Below are 16,051 nucleotides of genomic sequence, written 5' to 3'. Positions count from 1 at the left end.
ACAGGCAGCAAATGGCGGTATGTATCGCCGCGGCACACTACTGAATTTCGGAAAACACCAAGACCATGACCCTTTTTGCCAAATCCAAGTCGACGGCACTGATCACAACCCTCGCAGCCGCAGCGTTTCTCGCTGGCTGTCAGTCACGCAGCAACAATTCTCCCGTCGTTGCCATTGCGCCTTCACCGAAACCGCAACCGACAGCACCCGCACCCGCGCCGACGATTGAGGGCAAATGGGTGCCTAAAGATGCATCCGCCCGTCAGGTTTATTACAACGAATTCCGCAAAGGGAAGTTTGGCGCCTATTCAGCAGACGGCAAGAACACTCTGGCCCTTGGCAGCTACACGGCAACACCCAACGGTGCGACGATCAAATATTACAGCGAAGCCAACAAGCGCAACGTCACCGCAAATTGCGTTCGCGCAGACGCCAACAACATGACGTGCACCACAGATTCCGGCAGCGTCGCCGAACTCGTCCGCGCCTGACACAGCAGATTTCAACGCTTTGGACACCATCCAGGCAAGCTACCCACTCATCGACAGGAATATGACGTTTGAGCTGCGTAATTAACTTGCACTGCCCGCACAGGCTGTTGTATTCCAATGACACTGCGTCAAGCTGACACGTTAGCAACATGAGTATTATGGCAGATCAAAGTTACGACTTAGGCGACCAAAACGGCGCTCCGATGGACTACCCGGAGCACGAAGCGACATATTCAATGTTCATGTCGCTGGTTAAGTGGGGCATCATTTTCAATGTCGCCTTGCTCATCGCAATGGCCGCAGGCTTCTTCATGGGCGCTGGCTTCGTCGGCGGAACACTGATTTTTATCTTGCTGATGATTGCATCAAAGGTACTGGCGTAAGCTACGCGCCTGCACGGCCAGTTTGTCGGCCCGAATAATGATACTACAAAATTTGTGAGAAGCGCTTTTATGATCCGCGCGTGCGCTCCATACCGTCCCGTGCCGGGCGGTAGTTGCGGTCGAGCGAAGCCGCACGCGAATAGCTCTTGAAGGCACGTTTCTTGTCGCCTCGTGCCTCATAGATAACGGCCTGGTTCACCCATGCCTCCGCATAGCGCGAATCGATTTTCAGTGCGGTGTTCACATCATCAAGCGCGTTTTGCTCTGACCCCAAAGCTAAATACGAAAGCCCGCGAGCGTTGTAGGGCTCTGGCTGCTGATCCGCGAGTGAAATTGCCTTTGAAAAGTCTTCAATCGCTTGATCGTGCTGACGCTGGCGTTGAAAAATCAAACCCCGTTGATGGTATGCGCGTGGATTGGTCGTATCCAACTGGATGGCACGAGAGAAATCACGGAATGCGGACTCGGTTTGGTTCGCAGCCATGTATACCTCGCCTCGTCCTATATACGCCTCGTCATAGTTCCCATTGATCGACAGAGCCGCATTGTAATCCCGCGCGGCCAGGTCAAAACGGCCTTTCTTGCTGTAGATCAGCGCCCGGTTGGAATAGGCCTGATAATATTGCCGATTGAGCGTCACAGCCTTGTTGAAATCAGCCAGAGCCAAATCAAGCTTGCCAGCACGGCCATAAGCCGAACCACGCACATTATAAGCAATGGGATCATTGGGGTTTTGCCGAACAACCTGCGTCAACGAAGAAATGTTGGCGTCGGAGCCCTGCTCTTTCTCAATTTCGAATGTCGGAGCAACCGACTGCGTCACGCAACCGGCAAGTGACAGAACCAAAACGCAAACTATCGCGCCGTGAAGCGGTCGGGTAAATGCTGGAAAGTGCTTGGCACCCATGAAAGGCCGGTTTCCTAAAAGCTGCGCCGATCCCCAAAACCGACTGTGCAATTCATCGGTGTCGTATCATCACACAAGCGGCAGGGCAAAGGGCAAACGTGTTCAATGCTGGCGCTCAACAATACGAAACAGGGGCACCCGAACGCGTCGGCCACCCCTGAACCTTATCTATAGCAATTCTGGCAAAACAGCGGCGGTTGCTGCAGCATCAAACGCAGTACGTTAGCGCGGGGCTTTGCCTGGAATGAGGCCTTCACGCTGCGCGCGCTTGCGTGCCAGCTTGCGGGCGCGACGAACGGCTTCAGCCTTTTCACGGGCACGCTTTTCAGAGGGTTTCTCATGAAAATTCCGCAGTTTCATTTCGCGGAAAACGCCTTCGCGCTGAAGTTTTTTCTTCAGGGCGCGCAGGGCTTGATCAACATTGTTGTCACGTACGACGACTTGCACGGGCTATATCCGTTTCTTCCAGTGTTCAATTTTATTACGAGGAAACAACGTCTTGACCAAGTGGGTGGTTGCGCAGAGGCAGCCAACGAAAGGCAAAAGACGCCGGTCTCGCGCACTCAAGAGAGTGCCGATGTGGTTTGCTAGGCCAAAATAGCGGCTTTGTCCAGTCCACAATCACCAAAGGGAAGCCGCAAAAGACAAGCCATTTTAGCGAAGCCGCGTGACATGCCCCATTTTTCGACCGGCCCGGCTTTCAGCTTTGCCATACAGCGTCAAAAGCGCGTGTGGATCGTCCAGATAACGGGCCACATCATCGGCTTGTGACCCGATAAGATTGATCATTTCACAATCGCTGTGTCGCGCCACACTGCCGAGCTTGTGGCCGGTGATAGCGCGGATGTGCTGCTCGAATTGGCCGGTTACACAGGCTTCGCGGGTCCAATGGCCGGAATTGTGCACGCGTGGAGCGAACTCGTTGACGAGAATTTCCTCGCCCGTGCAAAAAAACTCCACACCAACCACGCCAACATAATCCAACGCTTCCAATAACTGCGCTGAGACAGACCGCGCTTCTTCCACAACACCCAGCGCCAAACCTGAAGGCACAGTTGATGTGCGCAATATACCGTCTTCGTGAACATTCATTGATGGCTCATAAGCCGCAATCGTACCATCCACAGCCCGCGCTGCGATGACCGAAAACTCGCTATCAAAATCGATCAAACGCTCAAGAATAAAGGGGCCTTGCCCCAAACCGCCAAGATCGAAGTCATCAGGCAGGTCAGCGCTTTGAAAAACCTTCTGCCCCTTCCCGTCATATCCAAACCGCCGCGTCTTCAAAACGCCACCGCCGAATTCAAGCAGCGCACTTTTTAGACCGTCAAACTCATCAACAGCGATGAAATCTGCAACCGCAATTCCAGCTTCCCGAAGACTGCGCTTTTCCATCAAACGGTCCTGCGAAACCTCCAACGCCCCGGCCGGCGGATAGAGCGGCTTTGCGTCTTCAACAATCCGCGCGGCTGCCATCGGCACGTTTTCAAATTCGTAAGTGACCACGTCGCAAGCTGCAACGAGCTCGTCCAAAGCTGCCGGATCATCATAAGCCGCCTCGATATGGCGGTTGCATACCTGAGCTGCTGGCGGCTCGTGGCCCGGTTCCAGAACGATGCTCTTGAAGCCCAACCGAGCGGCAGCGCTCGCCAGCATTCGGCCCAGTTGCCCACCACCGATAATTCCAATCGTTGAATTCGGCGGTAAAGGTTTGTTCGAGGAAGCCGTCACAATTAATCCATCGGCGTTTCAGCGACAGAATCGCTCTGCGCCGCGCGCCAGGCATCCAGCCGCGCTGCCAAATCATCATCGTTAAGCGCCAAGACGGCAGCCGCCAAAAGCGCCGCATTTTTTGCACCTGCTTTGCCAATGGCCAATGTACCAACAGGAATTCCGGCGGGCATTTGAACAATCGACAGCAACGAATCCTGACCGGACAATGCAGCCGACTGCACCGGCACGCCGAATACGGGAAGCGGCGTCATGGCCGCTATCATGCCAGGCAGATGTGCAGCACCACCTGCGCCTGCGATGATAACCCTGTGGCCCGCATCGCGCGCACCCTTGGCAAAGACCGTCAAACGGTCTGGCGTGCGGTGTGCGGAGACAATTTTAGCCACGTAGGAAACCTCGAGTTCCTCAAGTATCTCCACGCCGTGGCGCATTGTTTCCCAATCGCTTTGACTGCCCATCACCACGGCTACATCAGCTTTTTGTTTGTCGGTCATGCGATGATATCCGGTAAAATACGTGAGGCTGTTTGGGCGATACGGTCTTTAATTTCCAGCTTCTTCTTCTTCAGCCGCTGAATGCGCAATGGGTCGCTGCCTTGCGCTGTCATCGCATCAATGGCGGCGTGAAGGTCGTCATGATCTATCTTGAGCCGGGCAAGACGCATCTTCAATTCGATCTGTTCATGATCGTCCTGCATCGCACACCTTCAAACGCATTCGCCTAAAATCAAGCCGCTTTATACACGCTTGTCCGCAGCAACAAACAGCCAGAGCGTGATTTTCTCGACACCAAAGAAGATTTGTGGGACGATTCAAATGTTGAGTCCGTCACCTCTAAGAAAGGAAGCCAACATGGCGCTTGATACGCACATTGAATCCCTCGAACAGAAGCACCAAGCTCTCGAGGACCAATTGTCCGAACTCACGCAATCACCTTCCACTGACGCAATATCGCTCAAAGAGGTAAAACGAAAAAAGCTCTATCTAAAAGATCAGATTGAGCGGCTGCGTTCCGGCGCGAGCTAAACCGCTCCAACCTTCGCGGGCTCAGGCGGACGATGTTCCGCCGCCCGCTACAATACAGGGCGATGCGGCAATCATGGGCCCCGTTTTCTCCAGCACGATTTGCTGGACGGAACTATTTTGTGCAGATCGCTATCTTCGCGGCATACTAGTCAGGTGATGGGAGCGTGATGGGATCGTCGCTATCTTGGTTCAGATTGAAGCGTCGCACCACCATTTTCACCTCTCGGCATATAGCACCGTAGCACTCTCCGTCATCCTCTAGCACTTTCTGCCAGCGATCGAGAGCACGGGAGTAGAAGGCTGACCTCATCTCCCGCAGGTTTTCAGCGGAAATGTCCAGCAGCATGTCGGCATAGAGGAGACTCACCTTGCGTTCATCAAGCGCCACCAAACACTCATCACCAGCCAATCTGGCAAGCTCAATTTTTTCGATCAGTTCATTGTGTCTAATTTTAGAATCTGTGCAGCCAAAATTCATCAGAAGCGCGAGCATAACGGCAAAGAGGCGGTTCATAGCGTCGTATTCCGTTACGTAATATAATGCATGTATGCAAATTACACACTATTTGCAATTCGCCTTGTAAACGCCCAGCAAGTAGCAAGGTTCTCTCAGCAAGACCCGGTGGAGGCATGCAGAAGCACACCGCGCAGCTTGTGCGGGGCTGCGGCTCGGCTTATGTCACTTTGCATGACGAAGCACTCCGAAATATCCGCTGCAAATATGTCACTGGCTCCCACTCCAGAGGGGGGCCATACGGACACCAGCGTACGCTGCCGCCTTGTTTTGGTGCTGACCGGCGAGCAACTGGCTGTATTCGCAAAAGACGCACCCAGAGTTCTTGAAAACGCGCTTTCCGGTGGCGATGTTTCAAGTGTTGTATTGTCCCAAAATACGCTGGACGAAGCCGAGTTCACTGAACTTGTGAGGCCTTGCGTTGAAGCGGTGCAGCAAATGAACGTTGCGGCCATTATTGCAGGCGACCCGCGCGTTGCGGGACGATGCGGCGCAGATGGCATCCAGTATGGTCAGGATCTTGAAGGCGTGCGCGATGGCGTTGACCGCTACGCACCAAAATTCATGATCGGTGCAGGCAACATCCGCTCCCGCCACAACGCTCTCATCATCGGTGAAGCGCAGCCGGACTACATTATGTTTGGCAAACCCGGCGGCGATACACAGGCCCCCCCTTTGCCCCGAAATCTCGAACTGGGCGCTTGGTGGTCTGCAATGATCGAAATCCCATGTCTCGTTATGGGCGGCACCGCCGTAGACAGCGTTGTGGAAGTCTCCAGCACAGGAGCCGAATTTGTCTGCCTGGGTCACGCCATCTTTGGGCCAAAAGAAAGCCCTATCCCCGTTCTTGAAGGAAACGACACGCCAGCAAGCCGAGTTGCCAAAGCCAATGAACTTCTGGACGCCCAAGCACCCCTCCTGCTGGAAGCAGACGAGAAACGCCGTGACGTCCGAGCCTAGTCGAACGTCATCACTAGCGCTTGCAGCACTTCTGGCGCTGTCACCTGTGGCCTCGGCACAGACTTACAAAAAACCGCTCAAAGGCCCACAGTTGGAAGGCCCGGTCTCTCCCCAGCAGGGACGGGATCAAGCGGCTCCGGAAACGAGCGACGCACCGCTGGCAAACGGAACAGACCGTGCCGCCGATTCCGCATACGGAGCTTTTCAGCGCGGCTTCTACCTAACAGCATTGCGCCTTGCACTGCCCCGCGCCGAAACCGGCGATCCGGCGGCCCAGACCCTGATAGCAGAGATTTACTGGAACGGCTTCGGTGTTGCCCGCGACACCAAAAAGGCACTCGAATGGTATCGGTTTGCAGCCAACGGCGGCAACCGCGAGGCGCAGTTTGCCCTCGCCAACATACTGCTGAAAGGCGATACTGTTCCCGCTGACAAAAAGGCCGGTCGTGCGCTGATGGAAAAAGCAGCCGCAGCAGGCCACAGCCGCGCGCAGTTCAATTTGGCCCAAATCATCGTGGCCGAACGCCCAACGTGGCAAGGCTATAAGCGCGCTATGCCGTGGTATCAAAAAGCAGCCGAAGCCGGCGTTCCAGACGCACAATATGCAATGGCCAATATCCACGCCGAAGCACAAGGCGTGACCGTTAACAATGAAGTCTTGGCAAGACAATGGCTTTCCAAAGCGGCCCAAGCGGGTATGCCCATCGCACAGCTTGAATATGGCATTTGGCTCGCCAATGGTCGCGGAGGGGCAAAAGACGAGAAAGAAGCGCTGCAATGGTTTGGTCGCGCCGCCCGCCAGCGCAATGTTGTGGCACAAAACCGATTGGCCCGCATGTATGCTTTTGGCATCGGCACCACGCCCGATGTCGTTAAAGCGGGCGCATGGCATGTTGTCGCCCGCCGCGCAGGCCACACCGATGTGCAACTGGACCGTCGCTTCGCTGACATGAGCCCGCTCGACCGCAAACGTGCTATTGACCTCGCAAATCGCCTGACCCAGCGTCTCGCACTGCGTTAAGCGCTCATCGGTATTGAACGGGGCCGCAAAGTGTGGTCAAGACGGGCGACTTTATTCCCTGTTTGCAACGCACGAGTTCCCCGATGAAAATCAACGGCAACGAAATCAAACCTGGCAATGTGATCGAGCACAAAGGTGGCCTTTGGGCAGCGGTGAAAACCAACGCGGTCAAGCCCGGCAAAGGCGGCGCGTTCAACCAGGTCGAACTCAAAAACCTGATCGACGGCACAAAGCTCAACGAGCGCTTCCGCGCCACCGAGACAGTAGAGAAAGTTCGCCTTGAGCAGAAAGACTTTCAGTATCTTTATGAAGAAGGCGACATGCTGGTGTTCATGGATACAACCACATACGAGCAACTCGAACTGCAAAAAGACTTCGTCGGCGATCGCTCCGCATTCCTGCAAGACGGTATGCAGGTGCGCGTGGAAATGTATGAAGAAAAGCCCATCGGCGTCGCCCTGCCGGATTATGTGACGCTGGAAATCGTGGAAGCCGATCCGGTGGTCAAAGGCCAGACCGTCTCATCGTCATACAAGCCTGCTGTCATGGAAAATGGTGTAAAAGTTATGGTGCCGCCCTTCATTGATGCTGGAGAAAAGATCATCGTCGACACCAACGAAATCACTTATGTACGCCGCGCCGAAAGCTAGGCCACACTCCTCTTTCCTCTGAAACCAAAGGCGCTGTTATGGCCCGCTCTGCGTTAATGAACATCATGGTTCAAGCCGCCTCCAAGGCTGGCCGAGGGCTAACGCGCGATTTCAACGAGGTGGAAAACCTTCAGGTTTCTAAAAAAGGCCCGGCCGACTTCGTTACGCAGGCGGATATCAAAGCTGAAAAGACGATCCGACAGGAACTTGAAAAGGCCCGCCCCGGATATTCATTCCTGATGGAAGAAGCCGGCGAGATCAGTCGCAAATCCGACTACCGCTGGATTATCGACCCGCTCGACGGCACAATGAATTTTCTCCATTCCATCCCCCATTTCGCCGTGTCCATAGCCTTGGAACATGACGGCGCTCTGGTCGCTGGTGTGATTTACAACCCGATCACCGAAGAACTGTTTACGGCAGAAAAAGGCAGAGGCGCGTTTTTCAACGACCGCCGTATGCGCGTCGCTGCACGCAAAGACTTGGCCGAATGTGTGGTTGTCACAGGGATTCCCGCACTCAACAAAACCGGCCATCCGCACACAAACCGCGTTCAAAAAGACCTTATGATGCAACTGGCCGGTCTGCGCGCATCCGGTTCGGCTGCGCTAAACCTCGCATGGCTCGCCGCTGGCCGTTATGACGGCTACACAGAAACGGGCCTTGAGGCATGGGACGTGGCGGCTGGCATGTTGATGGTCCGCGAAGCGGGCGGATACGTGTCCGAACCAGACCCCAAAGCCTCCATCTACGAGACAGGCCGCATCATCGCTGGCAACGAATTCGTCCATGCCAAACTTCGCGAGATCGTCCACACCAAAGCGTGAACCGTCCAATCGCTCTTCAATTGACCGCAATTCCGGTTTTCAACTGTCGCCACATTTGGCATAGACGGTAAGCACATCTTTACACCAGCAATTTGGAGAACGCGCGTGGCACGGGAATACGATCCACACAGACTATCCTCACCCCGCGTCTATCTTCTCAGCATGGTGATTTTCATCGCGCTGGTGACGTTTCTCGTCCTTATTCTCTATCGCCAAATCTCCGAAGCCTTTATCACCAATCCAGGCCTAAACGGCTTGATACTTGGCGTTCTCGTGGTTGGCGTGTTGCTGGCCTTTCTGCAAGTCATCCGGTTGATGCCGGAAGTCTCTTGGGTCAATTCTTTCCGGCAGCGCAACGCGTCAGGCAAAGTGCGTGACCCTGTTTTGCTTGCGCCTATGGCGGCTTTGTTCAAAGCCAGCGGAGACGAAGTGGCCCTGTCTACGGTCTCCAGCCAATCCATCCTTGATTCCATCGGCAACCGCCTTGACGAGCGACGCGAAATCTCGCGATACCTGATCGGCCTGTTGGTATTCTTGGGTCTGCTCGGCACATTCTGGGGCTTGCTTGGCACGATTGGCTCCATTGGTGACACCATACAAAGCCTGGACCCCTCCTCTGGCGATACAAACGATGTGCTTGATGCCCTGAAAAGCGGCCTGAAGGCGCCGCTTGACGGCATGGGCACGGCATTTTCATCGTCACTGTTCGGCCTAGCAGGTTCGTTGGTGCTGGGCTTTCTCGATCTGCAATCCGGTCAAGCGCAGAACCGCTTTTATCTCGAACTTGAAAATTGGCTTTCTTCCGTCACCGATCTTCAACGCGATCTGACCGCTTCAGGCGGCGCCAATAGCAACGTCACAAAAGCAATGGAGCGTCTGGCCAGCACAGTGCAAGACGGCGGATCCGGCCCACGCACCAACGCAGCGCTCGCTAATTTGGCCGAGGGCATTCAAGGCCTCGTCAAACACATGCGCTCGGAGCAACAATTGATCCGCGACTGGGTCGAGACACAAAACGCCTCTCAAACAGAAATCAAAAGACTGTTGGAAAAATTGAACACCACCATGTCCGATAAGGACGGAAGATAAGCGATGGCCTTAGCCCGCAACAGACGGCGCAACGAGCGGGTTGATTACTGGCCGGGCTTCGTTGATGCGCTCTCAACCCTTTTGCTGGCGATCATGTTTCTGCTGTCAGTCTTCGTGTTGGCACAGTTCATTCTGAGCCAGGAAATTTCGGGCAAAGACACAGCACTGGAACGCCTCAACAACCAGATCAACGAACTGACATCACTGTTGGCTCTGGAGCAAACCACCAAACAAGATCTCGAAGACCAGCTATCCAACCTTACTTCAAACCTGTCGACCAGCGAACAAGAACGCTCACGCCTGCAACAGCTTTTGGATGAAGGTGCCGGCGCGGCGGGAGACGCTGAACAACGCGCCGGAGCGCTTTCGCAGACGCTGGATGAAGAGAGAAAGCTAAGCCAACGCGCCCTGTCTCAAGTGCAATTGTTGAACCAGCAAATCTCCGCTCTGCGCAAACAGATCGCAGCGCTCGAAGACGCACTCGACGCATCGGAAGAAAAAGAGCGCGAATCCACCGCCAAAATCTCTGAACTCGGCAACCGCCTCAACGTCGCGCTCGCCCGCCGCGTGCAAGAACTCAACCGCTTCCGCTCGGACTTTTTTGGTCGCCTGCGCGAAATTCTCGGCAACCGAGAAGACATTCGCATCGTAGGCGACCGCTTTGTCTTTCAATCCGAGGTCCTCTTCCCTTCAGGCTCCGCCACGCTCAACCAAGCGGGACTGGGTGAAATGACCAAACTCGCCCGCGCACTCATCGAGCTTGGCGCGGAAATTCCCGACGAAATCGACTGGGTGTTGCGCGTCGACGGCCACACTGACAACATCCCCCTGTCCGGCTCCGGCCGCATCCGCGACAACTGGGAACTCTCCGCCGCTCGCGCCCTATCCGTAGTCAAATACCTCATCGACCAAGGCGTCCCCGCCAACCGCCTCGTAGCCGCAGGCTTCGGCGAATTCCAACCGCTTGAGACAGAAAACACGCAGGAAGCGCGGGATAGAAACAGACGGATCGAGCTGAAGCTGACTGAGAAGTGAGTTAGACTATGGCCTGCGGAGCGCTCTGGGACGATCATGCTGAAGCACTTAGGAAAAGAAATCTGGATATTTGATGGTGCGCCGGTCGAGGTTTTAGGCTTTCAGTATCCCACGCGCATGGCGATCATTCGGCTGGCAAATCGTGAATTGTTCGTGTGGTCGCCCATCGCAGCCAGTGACAGTTTGATGTCTGAGTGTAATGCCTTGGGACAGGTTACGCATATCGTAGCGCCGAACTCACTTCATCATCTTTCCATTCCGCAATGGTCAAGCGCTTATCCCCAAGCGAAAGTCTATGCGCCACCACGGCTTCGACAGAAGCGAACTGACATTTTGTTTGATGACGACCTTTGCAATTCTCCGATGCCGGCTTGGATGAAGGAAATTGATCAGGTGGTTTTTCAAGGCAACCGCATAACGGACGAAGTCGTCTTTTTTCATCAGCAAAGCGGAACGGTGCTGTTCACCGACCTGCTTCAGCAATTTCCAGATGAATGGTTTTCAGGTTGGCGCCGGTTGGTCGCCAAATTTGATAAAATGATCGCGTCCGAACCTTCGGTGCCGCGAAAATTTCAGTTAGCTTTCACGGATCGAAAAGCAGCACGCGTATCTCTGGAAAATATATTGTCGTGGCCTGCACAAACGGTTGTTATGGCTCACGGCAACCCCGTCACAGAAGATGCTCAAGCCTTCTTGCAGCGAGCATTTGGTTGGTTGTCAGATTGATCTGCATTTTGCGTTGATAGCATTTGGGCGGGCTCCGATACGTGGAACCCGCCAACACCAATTACTTCATCGAGCTAATGCCGAAGATATTCCCTTCCGTATCCTGACACAGCGACACAAAGCCGAACTCGCCAATCGAGAATTTCGGGCGGATGACCACCCCGCCAGCCTCATTCACACGCGCTTCTTCGACGGCGCAGTCTTCGGCGGAGAAATAGACCACCGTTCCGCCGGGGCCGGGTGAGGAGTGGGCGGATTTCGAGAGCGCCCCTCCGGCGCCATAGGCGCTCATATCGGCGGGGAAGCTCATCATCTGGTTTTCGCCCGTCGGGTCGCCAAGCGGCTGCAACTCCCGGCCCAGCACCGTTTGGTAGAACGCAGCAGCGCGTTCCATGTCGTTCACATAAATATCGAACCATCCAATTGCGTTCATCTCGGTCATATCTCACGTCCTGTTTTGTTGACTATGCAACACCAATAGCGCCGCACCCTCAGGCCGTATTGTAGATTTCAGACATCGAACTTTCGCGCATATCTGCCAGGCGTATAGCCTGTTGCTTTTTTGAACGAGTGGATGAAGTGGGATTGATCGGCATAAGCCAGCGAAGGCTCCCCGCGCAGGGATTGCTGCAACCGTAAAATCTTCAAAAAATCGTGCGGCGAAAAGCCTGTTGTGCGCTTCAAGACCCGCTGCAATTGCCGTGGAGACAGATCAGCCACTTCTGCCATATCCGTCACGCTGAAAATGTCATCCACATGGCTGAATATTTTCTCCGTTACGGGATTTTCAACAACCAGTTCCCACGCCCGAAGCATTTCCACGAGCTCCACCAGAACGGGAACACTGCTTTCCAAAGACTGCCCCACCAGCCGCTCGTTGAACGCCACCAGAGGCAAATCGCCTGCATAAGGCTCTTCAATAGACCCCAACTCGACCGGCGAACGCTCGCTTTGCCACACACCGGGCAGGAACCGCACGTTGATGAAGTGAAAGGAACGACCAAGGTTCAATTCCTGAAACGATGCCCGCAGCCGCGTGATGCCAGCCACCACCGGCTTCTGCTGATCGAAGATCGCGTATGTGCAAGCATCCGGCAAAGCGTGAAACCGATAATCGTCTTTTAGCAGCCCCTCGGTTTTCAGCTCAAGAAAGCGATGGACAATTGATTTCAAGCGCGCGGGAGGCTCAATTTCCTCAAACCGTACACCATCCACAGCTCGATCTATGCTGTTACCCTTGGGATCGTATCTCACCAATGCATTAGATCCCCTACCCCTTAATCAGTTGTCAGACTTGTCCGCTAAGCTCCGTTTCAAACTGTAGCTTGGCGAGCTTAGCGTAGATGCCTTTCTTCTTGACCAGTTGAGCATGCGTGCCCTCTTCGACGACACGGCCCTGATCCATCACCAATATTCGGTCAGCCTTCAAAACGGTCGCCAAGCGGTGAGCGATAACGATTGTGGTTCGCCCTTCCATCAGACGGTCCAGCGCCTTTTGCACCAGCGCTTCACTTTCTGCATCGAGCGCGGAGGTTGCTTCGTCCAGGAGCAAGATCGGAGCGTTCTTAAGTATCGCGCGCGCAATCGCAATGCGTTGCCGTTGGCCGCCTGAGAGGGTAACACCGCGCTCGCCTACGGTCGTTTCGTACCCGTCGGAGAGTTCGCGAATGAAGCCGTCAGCCAAGGCCATTTTGGCGGCTTCTTCCAACCTTTCATCGGTGGCATGGGGATCGCCGAAGCGGATGTTGTCAGCAATGGAGCTTCCAAAAATCACCGTGTCCTGCGGCACCAGCGCAATCCGGTCACGGAGAGCTTCCGGGTCAGCGCGGGTCACGTCTACGCCATCCACCAACACCTTGCCGCTGGTGGCATTATAGTAGCGCAAGATCAAATTGAAGATCGTACTCTTGCCTGCGCCCGATGCGCCCACAAGCGCCACGGTCTCCCCGCGAGAGACGCTCAGGTTAATGCCTTCGACAATGTTTTGGTCGGGCCGGGTCGGATAGGCAAAACTGACCGCATCGAATTGCACCTCGCCAGCCGATGGCTCAGGCAGCACGATGGGATTTACCGGCCGATCAATTTCCGGCTCGGTTGCCAGCAGCTCGCTCAAGCGCTCCGCCGCTCCGGCTGCTTGGGATAGCTCCCCCCACACTTCGGAAAGACCACCAAGCGCACCGGCAGCAAACACTGAATACAGCAGGAACTGCCCCAGCGTACCCGGCGTCATCGTACCCTCCATCACCGAATTTGCTCCGATCCAAAGAACCGAAACCACGGATGCAAAGATGGTGAAAATAGCAAAAGCGGTCAGCAATGCTCGCGCTAGAATGGACGACTTAGCCGCATCGAAAGACCGCTCTACCGATTGCCCAAACACGCCCGATACCAATTCTTCATTTGTAAACGCCTGCAATGTCTTCACCGAAGAAATGCTCTCGGACGCATAAGCCGACGCATCGGCCAGCGTATCCTGCGCCATACGCGAACGTTTGCGCACCGCGCGACCGAAGGCGAAAATTGGCAAGATGATTACAGGGATGGCAACCAATACAATGCCAGCAAGCTGAGGGCTTGTGACGATCATCATGATGATCGCGCCGATCATCAAAACCGTCTGCCGCAGCGCCATAGATGCCGTCGCACCGGCTGCAGATTTAATTTGCGTAGTGTCCGCCGTCAGCCGCGAAACGAGTTCGCCCGTCTTGGCCGTGTCAAAAAATGAGGCGGAAAGCCGTGTGATATGGGTGAATACATCCTTGCGTAGGTCGGCAACCACACGCTCGCCTAACCAGATAACGAAATAATACCGTGCCGACGACGAAATCGCGAGCATGGCTGCGATGCCCATCAGTGCCAGAAAATACTGTCCAACCAGCTCGCTGTTTTCCTGCGTGAAGCCGTTATCCAGCATCGAACGCACAGCAAGAGGCAGGCTAAGCGTGGTCAACGCCGCCAGTACCAGGGACAGTAGAGCAAGAAGCACCCTGCTTCGATAGCGCATGAGATAAGGGATAAGGCGCTTTAACGGCCGAAGATTATTGCTCCGCGTCTTTTCGCCCACCGCATCAGTCGTGGTGTCAGTCACAGGATCGCAGACTCCCTTTGCGCCCTTCTTGTCACTTGCCTATAGCTGATGTATAGCCTGCGCCAGCAAATTCAAAGACTGCGATCTTGTGTCCGGTCTTTTCCCAAAATTAATGCACGTCCTTCAAGGTCGCTCCAGAGCTTGAAGACACAGATTCGACGAACAGGACAAGACGCATGAAAGCCGATATTCACCCCGACTACCACACGATCAAAGTCGTCATGACCGATGGCACCGAATACGAAACCCGTTCCACTTGGGGCTCCGAAGGCGACACGATGAACCTAGACGTTGATCCAACGTCCCATCCTGCATGGACGGGCGGAACTGGCGCTATGCTCGACCGCGATGGCCGCGTATCGAAGTTCAACAAAAAGTTTGGCGGCCTTGGCATCTAAGTATTGCTGCATCGCGAATAAAAAAAGCCCGGTTCAAACGAACCGGGCTTTTTTATTGACCCTTCAGACCCGCTTGCTCGCCAGTTCGGTGCCCTCAGCAAGGGCTGCGAGCTTGGCATAGGCAATCGCAGGATCGACGGAGCCGAAGCCCGCAAATGTTCCAAACCCGCAGTCAGAACCTGCGATCACACGATCAGCACCGACAATGCCAGCAAACCGCTCCACGCGTTGCGCTACAACTTCGGGATGTTCGATAAAGTTCGTCGTCGTATCCACCACACCCGGAACCAGAATTTTGTCGTCGGGTATCTCCGCCTTGCGGTCGCGGAACACGGTCCATTCATGGGCATGACGCGGGTTTGAAGTCTCAAAGAGCACATAGCGCGACTTTGTTTTCATCAGCGTGGGAAACACCGTGTCCATGTCGATATCGCAACAATGGGGGCCCTCATAGTTGCCCCAGCAAATATGCACCCGCACCTTTTCCGCTGGCACATTCTCCAGCGCATAGTTCATCGCTTCAACGTGGCTTTCGGCCACCTTCAGAAATTCTTCATCGGACAAATCGTTGAAAAGCATGTGCCGCGACAGCGCCAAATCGGGGCAATCAAGCTGCAAGTCGAGCCCCGCGCCCACAATGGTCTCGTATTCCTCGCGCATGGCTTCCGCCAAGGCTTCGAGGTATTTCTCGCGTGTAGGATAATGGACGTTTTGCAAAAACAGCGAAATGACCCCCGGTGACGCCGCATTCATGAAACCGCGCGTTGCCCGGTGCTTGGCCATCGCCGCTTTCAGGTTCGCAATATCCTTGTTCAGCTCGTCCTGCCCCTTGCTCTTCACGTCGCCCGTGCACTGGGGCCGCGCATAGGTGGGCGTACCGCCGCTATCGGCCAGCCGTTCCAGAAAACTCGGGAACATTTTCAGATCAGCAGGCGCGTTGCGGTCGCTGTCGCCGGAAAAGCCGGTATAGCGGTCCTTCACATAGGTCGCGTACGAGATCTTCGACGTTTCGCCGTCGGAGACGATATCGATCCCCGCCTCCACCTGCTTGCGCACAGTCTCATCGACCGCCGCCACCATCTGCGCATCAAACGCTGCTTGGTCGTAGGGCTGGTCCTTCTCGCGTGCAAAGATGAAGTCCACAGTTTCCTGCGTGCGCGGCAATGAGCCAACATGGGTGGCTGCAATTTTTGTCATATCATT

General features: G+C 54.9%; 21 protein-coding genes. 11 read left to right on the top strand and 10 right to left on the bottom strand.

Annotated features, from left to right (window positions below; all coding sequences use genetic code 11):
* The first annotated feature begins 65 nt into the window (after nt 1-65).
* Nucleotides 66-491, top strand: coding sequence for a hypothetical protein (locus tag ACFQ14_RS01930; RefSeq protein WP_377211007.1), 426 nt, complete (start codon nt 66-68; stop codon nt 489-491).
* 149 nt (nt 492-640) lie between these two features.
* On the top strand, nt 641-874 hold the full coding sequence (locus ACFQ14_RS01925; protein WP_377211006.1) for an aa3-type cytochrome c oxidase subunit IV: 234 nt from the start codon (nt 641-643) through the stop codon (nt 872-874).
* A gap of 67 nt (nt 875-941) precedes the next feature.
* Here ACFQ14_RS01925 and ACFQ14_RS01920 read toward each other — a convergent pair whose 3' ends face one another.
* From ACFQ14_RS01920 to ACFQ14_RS01900, 5 genes are all read right to left on the bottom strand, one after another.
* Nucleotides 942-1,781, bottom strand: a complete 840-nt coding sequence (locus ACFQ14_RS01920) for a tetratricopeptide repeat protein (protein WP_377211005.1) — start codon at nt 1,779-1,781, stop codon at nt 942-944.
* A gap of 222 nt (nt 1,782-2,003) precedes the next feature.
* Entirely contained in the window at nt 2,004-2,228 is a 225-nt protein-coding gene (gene rpsU / locus ACFQ14_RS01915) for a 30S ribosomal protein S21 (RefSeq protein ID WP_377211004.1), read from the bottom strand.
* 207 nt (nt 2,229-2,435) lie between these two features.
* On the bottom strand, nt 2,436-3,512 hold the full coding sequence (locus ACFQ14_RS01910) for a 5-(carboxyamino)imidazole ribonucleotide synthase (RefSeq protein ID WP_377211003.1): 1,077 nt from the start codon (nt 3,510-3,512) through the stop codon (nt 2,436-2,438).
* A 2-nt stretch (nt 3,513-3,514) separates the two neighbouring features.
* The gene (purE, locus tag ACFQ14_RS01905; protein ID WP_377211002.1) at nt 3,515-4,009 is read right to left on the bottom strand and encodes a 5-(carboxyamino)imidazole ribonucleotide mutase; all 495 of its coding nucleotides are present in this window, start codon (nt 4,007-4,009) and stop codon (nt 3,515-3,517) included.
* On the bottom strand, nt 4,006-4,212 hold the full coding sequence (locus tag ACFQ14_RS01900) for a YdcH family protein (protein WP_377211001.1): 207 nt from the start codon (nt 4,210-4,212) through the stop codon (nt 4,006-4,008). Before ACFQ14_RS01900 ends, purE begins: the two co-directional genes overlap by 4 nt.
* Nucleotides 4,213-4,366: 154 nt before the next feature.
* On the opposite strand from ACFQ14_RS01900, the gene ACFQ14_RS01895 reads away from it, so the two are divergent.
* Nucleotides 4,367-4,540 carry a YdcH family protein gene (locus tag ACFQ14_RS01895; protein WP_377211000.1) on the top strand — a complete coding sequence of 58 codons (174 nt, stop codon included), beginning with the start codon at nt 4,367-4,369 and terminating at the stop codon, nt 4,538-4,540.
* A 145-nt stretch (nt 4,541-4,685) separates the two neighbouring features.
* Here ACFQ14_RS01895 and ACFQ14_RS01890 read toward each other — a convergent pair whose 3' ends face one another.
* On the bottom strand, nt 4,686-5,054 hold the full coding sequence (locus ACFQ14_RS01890) for a hypothetical protein (RefSeq protein ID WP_377210999.1): 369 nt from the start codon (nt 5,052-5,054) through the stop codon (nt 4,686-4,688).
* 174 nt (nt 5,055-5,228) lie between these two features.
* Between ACFQ14_RS01890 and ACFQ14_RS01885 the strand changes: the two genes are divergently transcribed.
* The 7 genes from ACFQ14_RS01885 to ACFQ14_RS01855 all read left to right on the top strand — a co-directional run bounded on the left by ACFQ14_RS01885 (nt 5,229) and on the right by ACFQ14_RS01855 (nt 11,362).
* Nucleotides 5,229-6,014, top strand: coding sequence for a thiamine phosphate synthase (locus tag ACFQ14_RS01885; protein ID WP_377210998.1), 786 nt, complete (start codon nt 5,229-5,231; stop codon nt 6,012-6,014).
* On the top strand, nt 5,998-7,035 hold the full coding sequence (locus ACFQ14_RS01880) for a tetratricopeptide repeat protein (protein ID WP_377210997.1): 1,038 nt from the start codon (nt 5,998-6,000) through the stop codon (nt 7,033-7,035). The genes ACFQ14_RS01885 and ACFQ14_RS01880 overlap by 17 nt, the downstream gene beginning before the upstream one ends.
* Before the next feature lie 83 nt (nt 7,036-7,118).
* Nucleotides 7,119-7,685 carry an elongation factor P gene (gene efp / locus ACFQ14_RS01875; protein ID WP_377210996.1) on the top strand — a complete coding sequence of 189 codons (567 nt, stop codon included), beginning with the start codon at nt 7,119-7,121 and terminating at the stop codon, nt 7,683-7,685.
* Between the two features lie 38 nt (nt 7,686-7,723).
* Entirely contained in the window at nt 7,724-8,512 is a 789-nt protein-coding gene (locus ACFQ14_RS01870) for an inositol monophosphatase family protein (RefSeq protein WP_377210995.1), read from the top strand.
* Between the two features lie 60 nt (nt 8,513-8,572).
* Entirely contained in the window at nt 8,573-9,601 is a 1,029-nt protein-coding gene (locus ACFQ14_RS01865) for a flagellar motor protein MotA (protein WP_377211329.1), read from the top strand.
* A 3-nt stretch (nt 9,602-9,604) separates the two neighbouring features.
* Nucleotides 9,605-10,636, top strand: coding sequence for a peptidoglycan -binding protein (locus tag ACFQ14_RS01860; protein ID WP_377210994.1), 1,032 nt, complete (start codon nt 9,605-9,607; stop codon nt 10,634-10,636).
* Between the two features lie 36 nt (nt 10,637-10,672).
* Nucleotides 10,673-11,362 carry a DUF4336 domain-containing protein gene (locus tag ACFQ14_RS01855; protein WP_377210993.1) on the top strand — a complete coding sequence of 230 codons (690 nt, stop codon included), beginning with the start codon at nt 10,673-10,675 and terminating at the stop codon, nt 11,360-11,362.
* A 61-nt stretch (nt 11,363-11,423) separates the two neighbouring features.
* Here the strand turns inward: ACFQ14_RS01855 and ACFQ14_RS01850 are convergent, their stop codons facing one another.
* The 3 genes from ACFQ14_RS01850 to ACFQ14_RS01840 form a co-directional block, all read right to left on the bottom strand.
* A complete protein-coding gene (locus tag ACFQ14_RS01850) occupies nt 11,424-11,804 on the bottom strand; it encodes a VOC family protein (protein ID WP_377210992.1) in 381 nt (126 codons plus the stop codon).
* A 68-nt stretch (nt 11,805-11,872) separates the two neighbouring features.
* Nucleotides 11,873-12,616 (bottom strand): hypothetical protein, encoded by a 744-nt coding sequence (locus ACFQ14_RS01845; protein ID WP_377210991.1) that lies wholly within the window; start codon nt 12,614-12,616, stop codon nt 11,873-11,875.
* 34 nt (nt 12,617-12,650) lie between these two features.
* Nucleotides 12,651-14,450: an ABC transporter transmembrane domain-containing protein gene (locus tag ACFQ14_RS01840; protein WP_377210990.1), complete on the bottom strand. Its 1,800-nt coding sequence runs from the start codon at nt 14,448-14,450 to the stop codon at nt 12,651-12,653.
* A 176-nt stretch (nt 14,451-14,626) separates the two neighbouring features.
* Here ACFQ14_RS01840 and rpmE point away from each other — a divergent pair, with 176 nt between their 5' ends.
* On the top strand, nt 14,627-14,848 hold the full coding sequence (gene rpmE, locus ACFQ14_RS01835; protein ID WP_377210989.1) for a 50S ribosomal protein L31: 222 nt from the start codon (nt 14,627-14,629) through the stop codon (nt 14,846-14,848).
* A 63-nt stretch (nt 14,849-14,911) separates the two neighbouring features.
* Here rpmE and ACFQ14_RS01830 read toward each other — a convergent pair whose 3' ends face one another.
* Entirely contained in the window at nt 14,912-16,045 is a 1,134-nt protein-coding gene (locus ACFQ14_RS01830; protein WP_377210988.1) for a cobalamin-independent methionine synthase II family protein, read from the bottom strand.
* Nucleotides 16,046-16,051 lie beyond the last annotated feature (6 nt).

Origin of the sequence: Pseudahrensia aquimaris, assembly GCF_042676045.1 — a bacterium.
Taxonomy (GTDB): Bacteria; Pseudomonadota; Alphaproteobacteria; order Rhizobiales; family Rhizobiaceae; genus Pseudahrensia; species Pseudahrensia aquimaris.
Note: the sequence above shows the minus strand (reverse complement) of the source record. Positions and strands in the feature narration are given on the sequence as shown.

Bases quoted from the DNA above. Each gene is read 5' to 3' on its own strand.
- ACFQ14_RS01930 (WP_377211007.1), top strand. From the start codon at position 66: ATGACCCTTTTTGCCAAATCCAAGTCGACGGCACTGATCACAACCCTC.
- ACFQ14_RS01895 (WP_377211000.1), top strand. From the start codon at position 4,367: ATGGCGCTTGATACGCACATTGAATCCCTCGAACAGAAGCACCAAGCT.
- rpmE (WP_377210989.1), top strand. From the start codon at position 14,627: ATGAAAGCCGATATTCACCCCGACTACCACACGATCAAAGTCGTCATG.
- ACFQ14_RS01925 (WP_377211006.1), top strand. From the start codon at position 641: ATGAGTATTATGGCAGATCAAAGTTACGACTTAGGCGACCAAAACGGC.
- ACFQ14_RS01890 (WP_377210999.1), bottom strand. From the start codon at position 5,054: ATGAACCGCCTCTTTGCCGTTATGCTCGCGCTTCTGATGAATTTTGGC.
- ACFQ14_RS01885 (WP_377210998.1), top strand. From the start codon at position 5,229: ATGACGAAGCACTCCGAAATATCCGCTGCAAATATGTCACTGGCTCCC.
- ACFQ14_RS01855 (WP_377210993.1), top strand. From the start codon at position 10,673: ATGCTGAAGCACTTAGGAAAAGAAATCTGGATATTTGATGGTGCGCCG.
- ACFQ14_RS01850 (WP_377210992.1), bottom strand. From the start codon at position 11,804: ATGACCGAGATGAACGCAATTGGATGGTTCGATATTTATGTGAACGAC.
- ACFQ14_RS01900 (WP_377211001.1), bottom strand. From the start codon at position 4,212: ATGCAGGACGATCATGAACAGATCGAATTGAAGATGCGTCTTGCCCGG.
- purE (WP_377211002.1), bottom strand. From the start codon at position 4,009: ATGACCGACAAACAAAAAGCTGATGTAGCCGTGGTGATGGGCAGTCAA.
- ACFQ14_RS01830 (WP_377210988.1), bottom strand. From the start codon at position 16,045: ATGACAAAAATTGCAGCCACCCATGTTGGCTCATTGCCGCGCACGCAG.
- ACFQ14_RS01920 (WP_377211005.1), bottom strand. From the start codon at position 1,781: ATGGGTGCCAAGCACTTTCCAGCATTTACCCGACCGCTTCACGGCGCG.
- efp (WP_377210996.1), top strand. From the start codon at position 7,119: ATGAAAATCAACGGCAACGAAATCAAACCTGGCAATGTGATCGAGCAC.
- ACFQ14_RS01870 (WP_377210995.1), top strand. From the start codon at position 7,724: ATGGCCCGCTCTGCGTTAATGAACATCATGGTTCAAGCCGCCTCCAAG.
- ACFQ14_RS01860 (WP_377210994.1), top strand. From the start codon at position 9,605: ATGGCCTTAGCCCGCAACAGACGGCGCAACGAGCGGGTTGATTACTGG.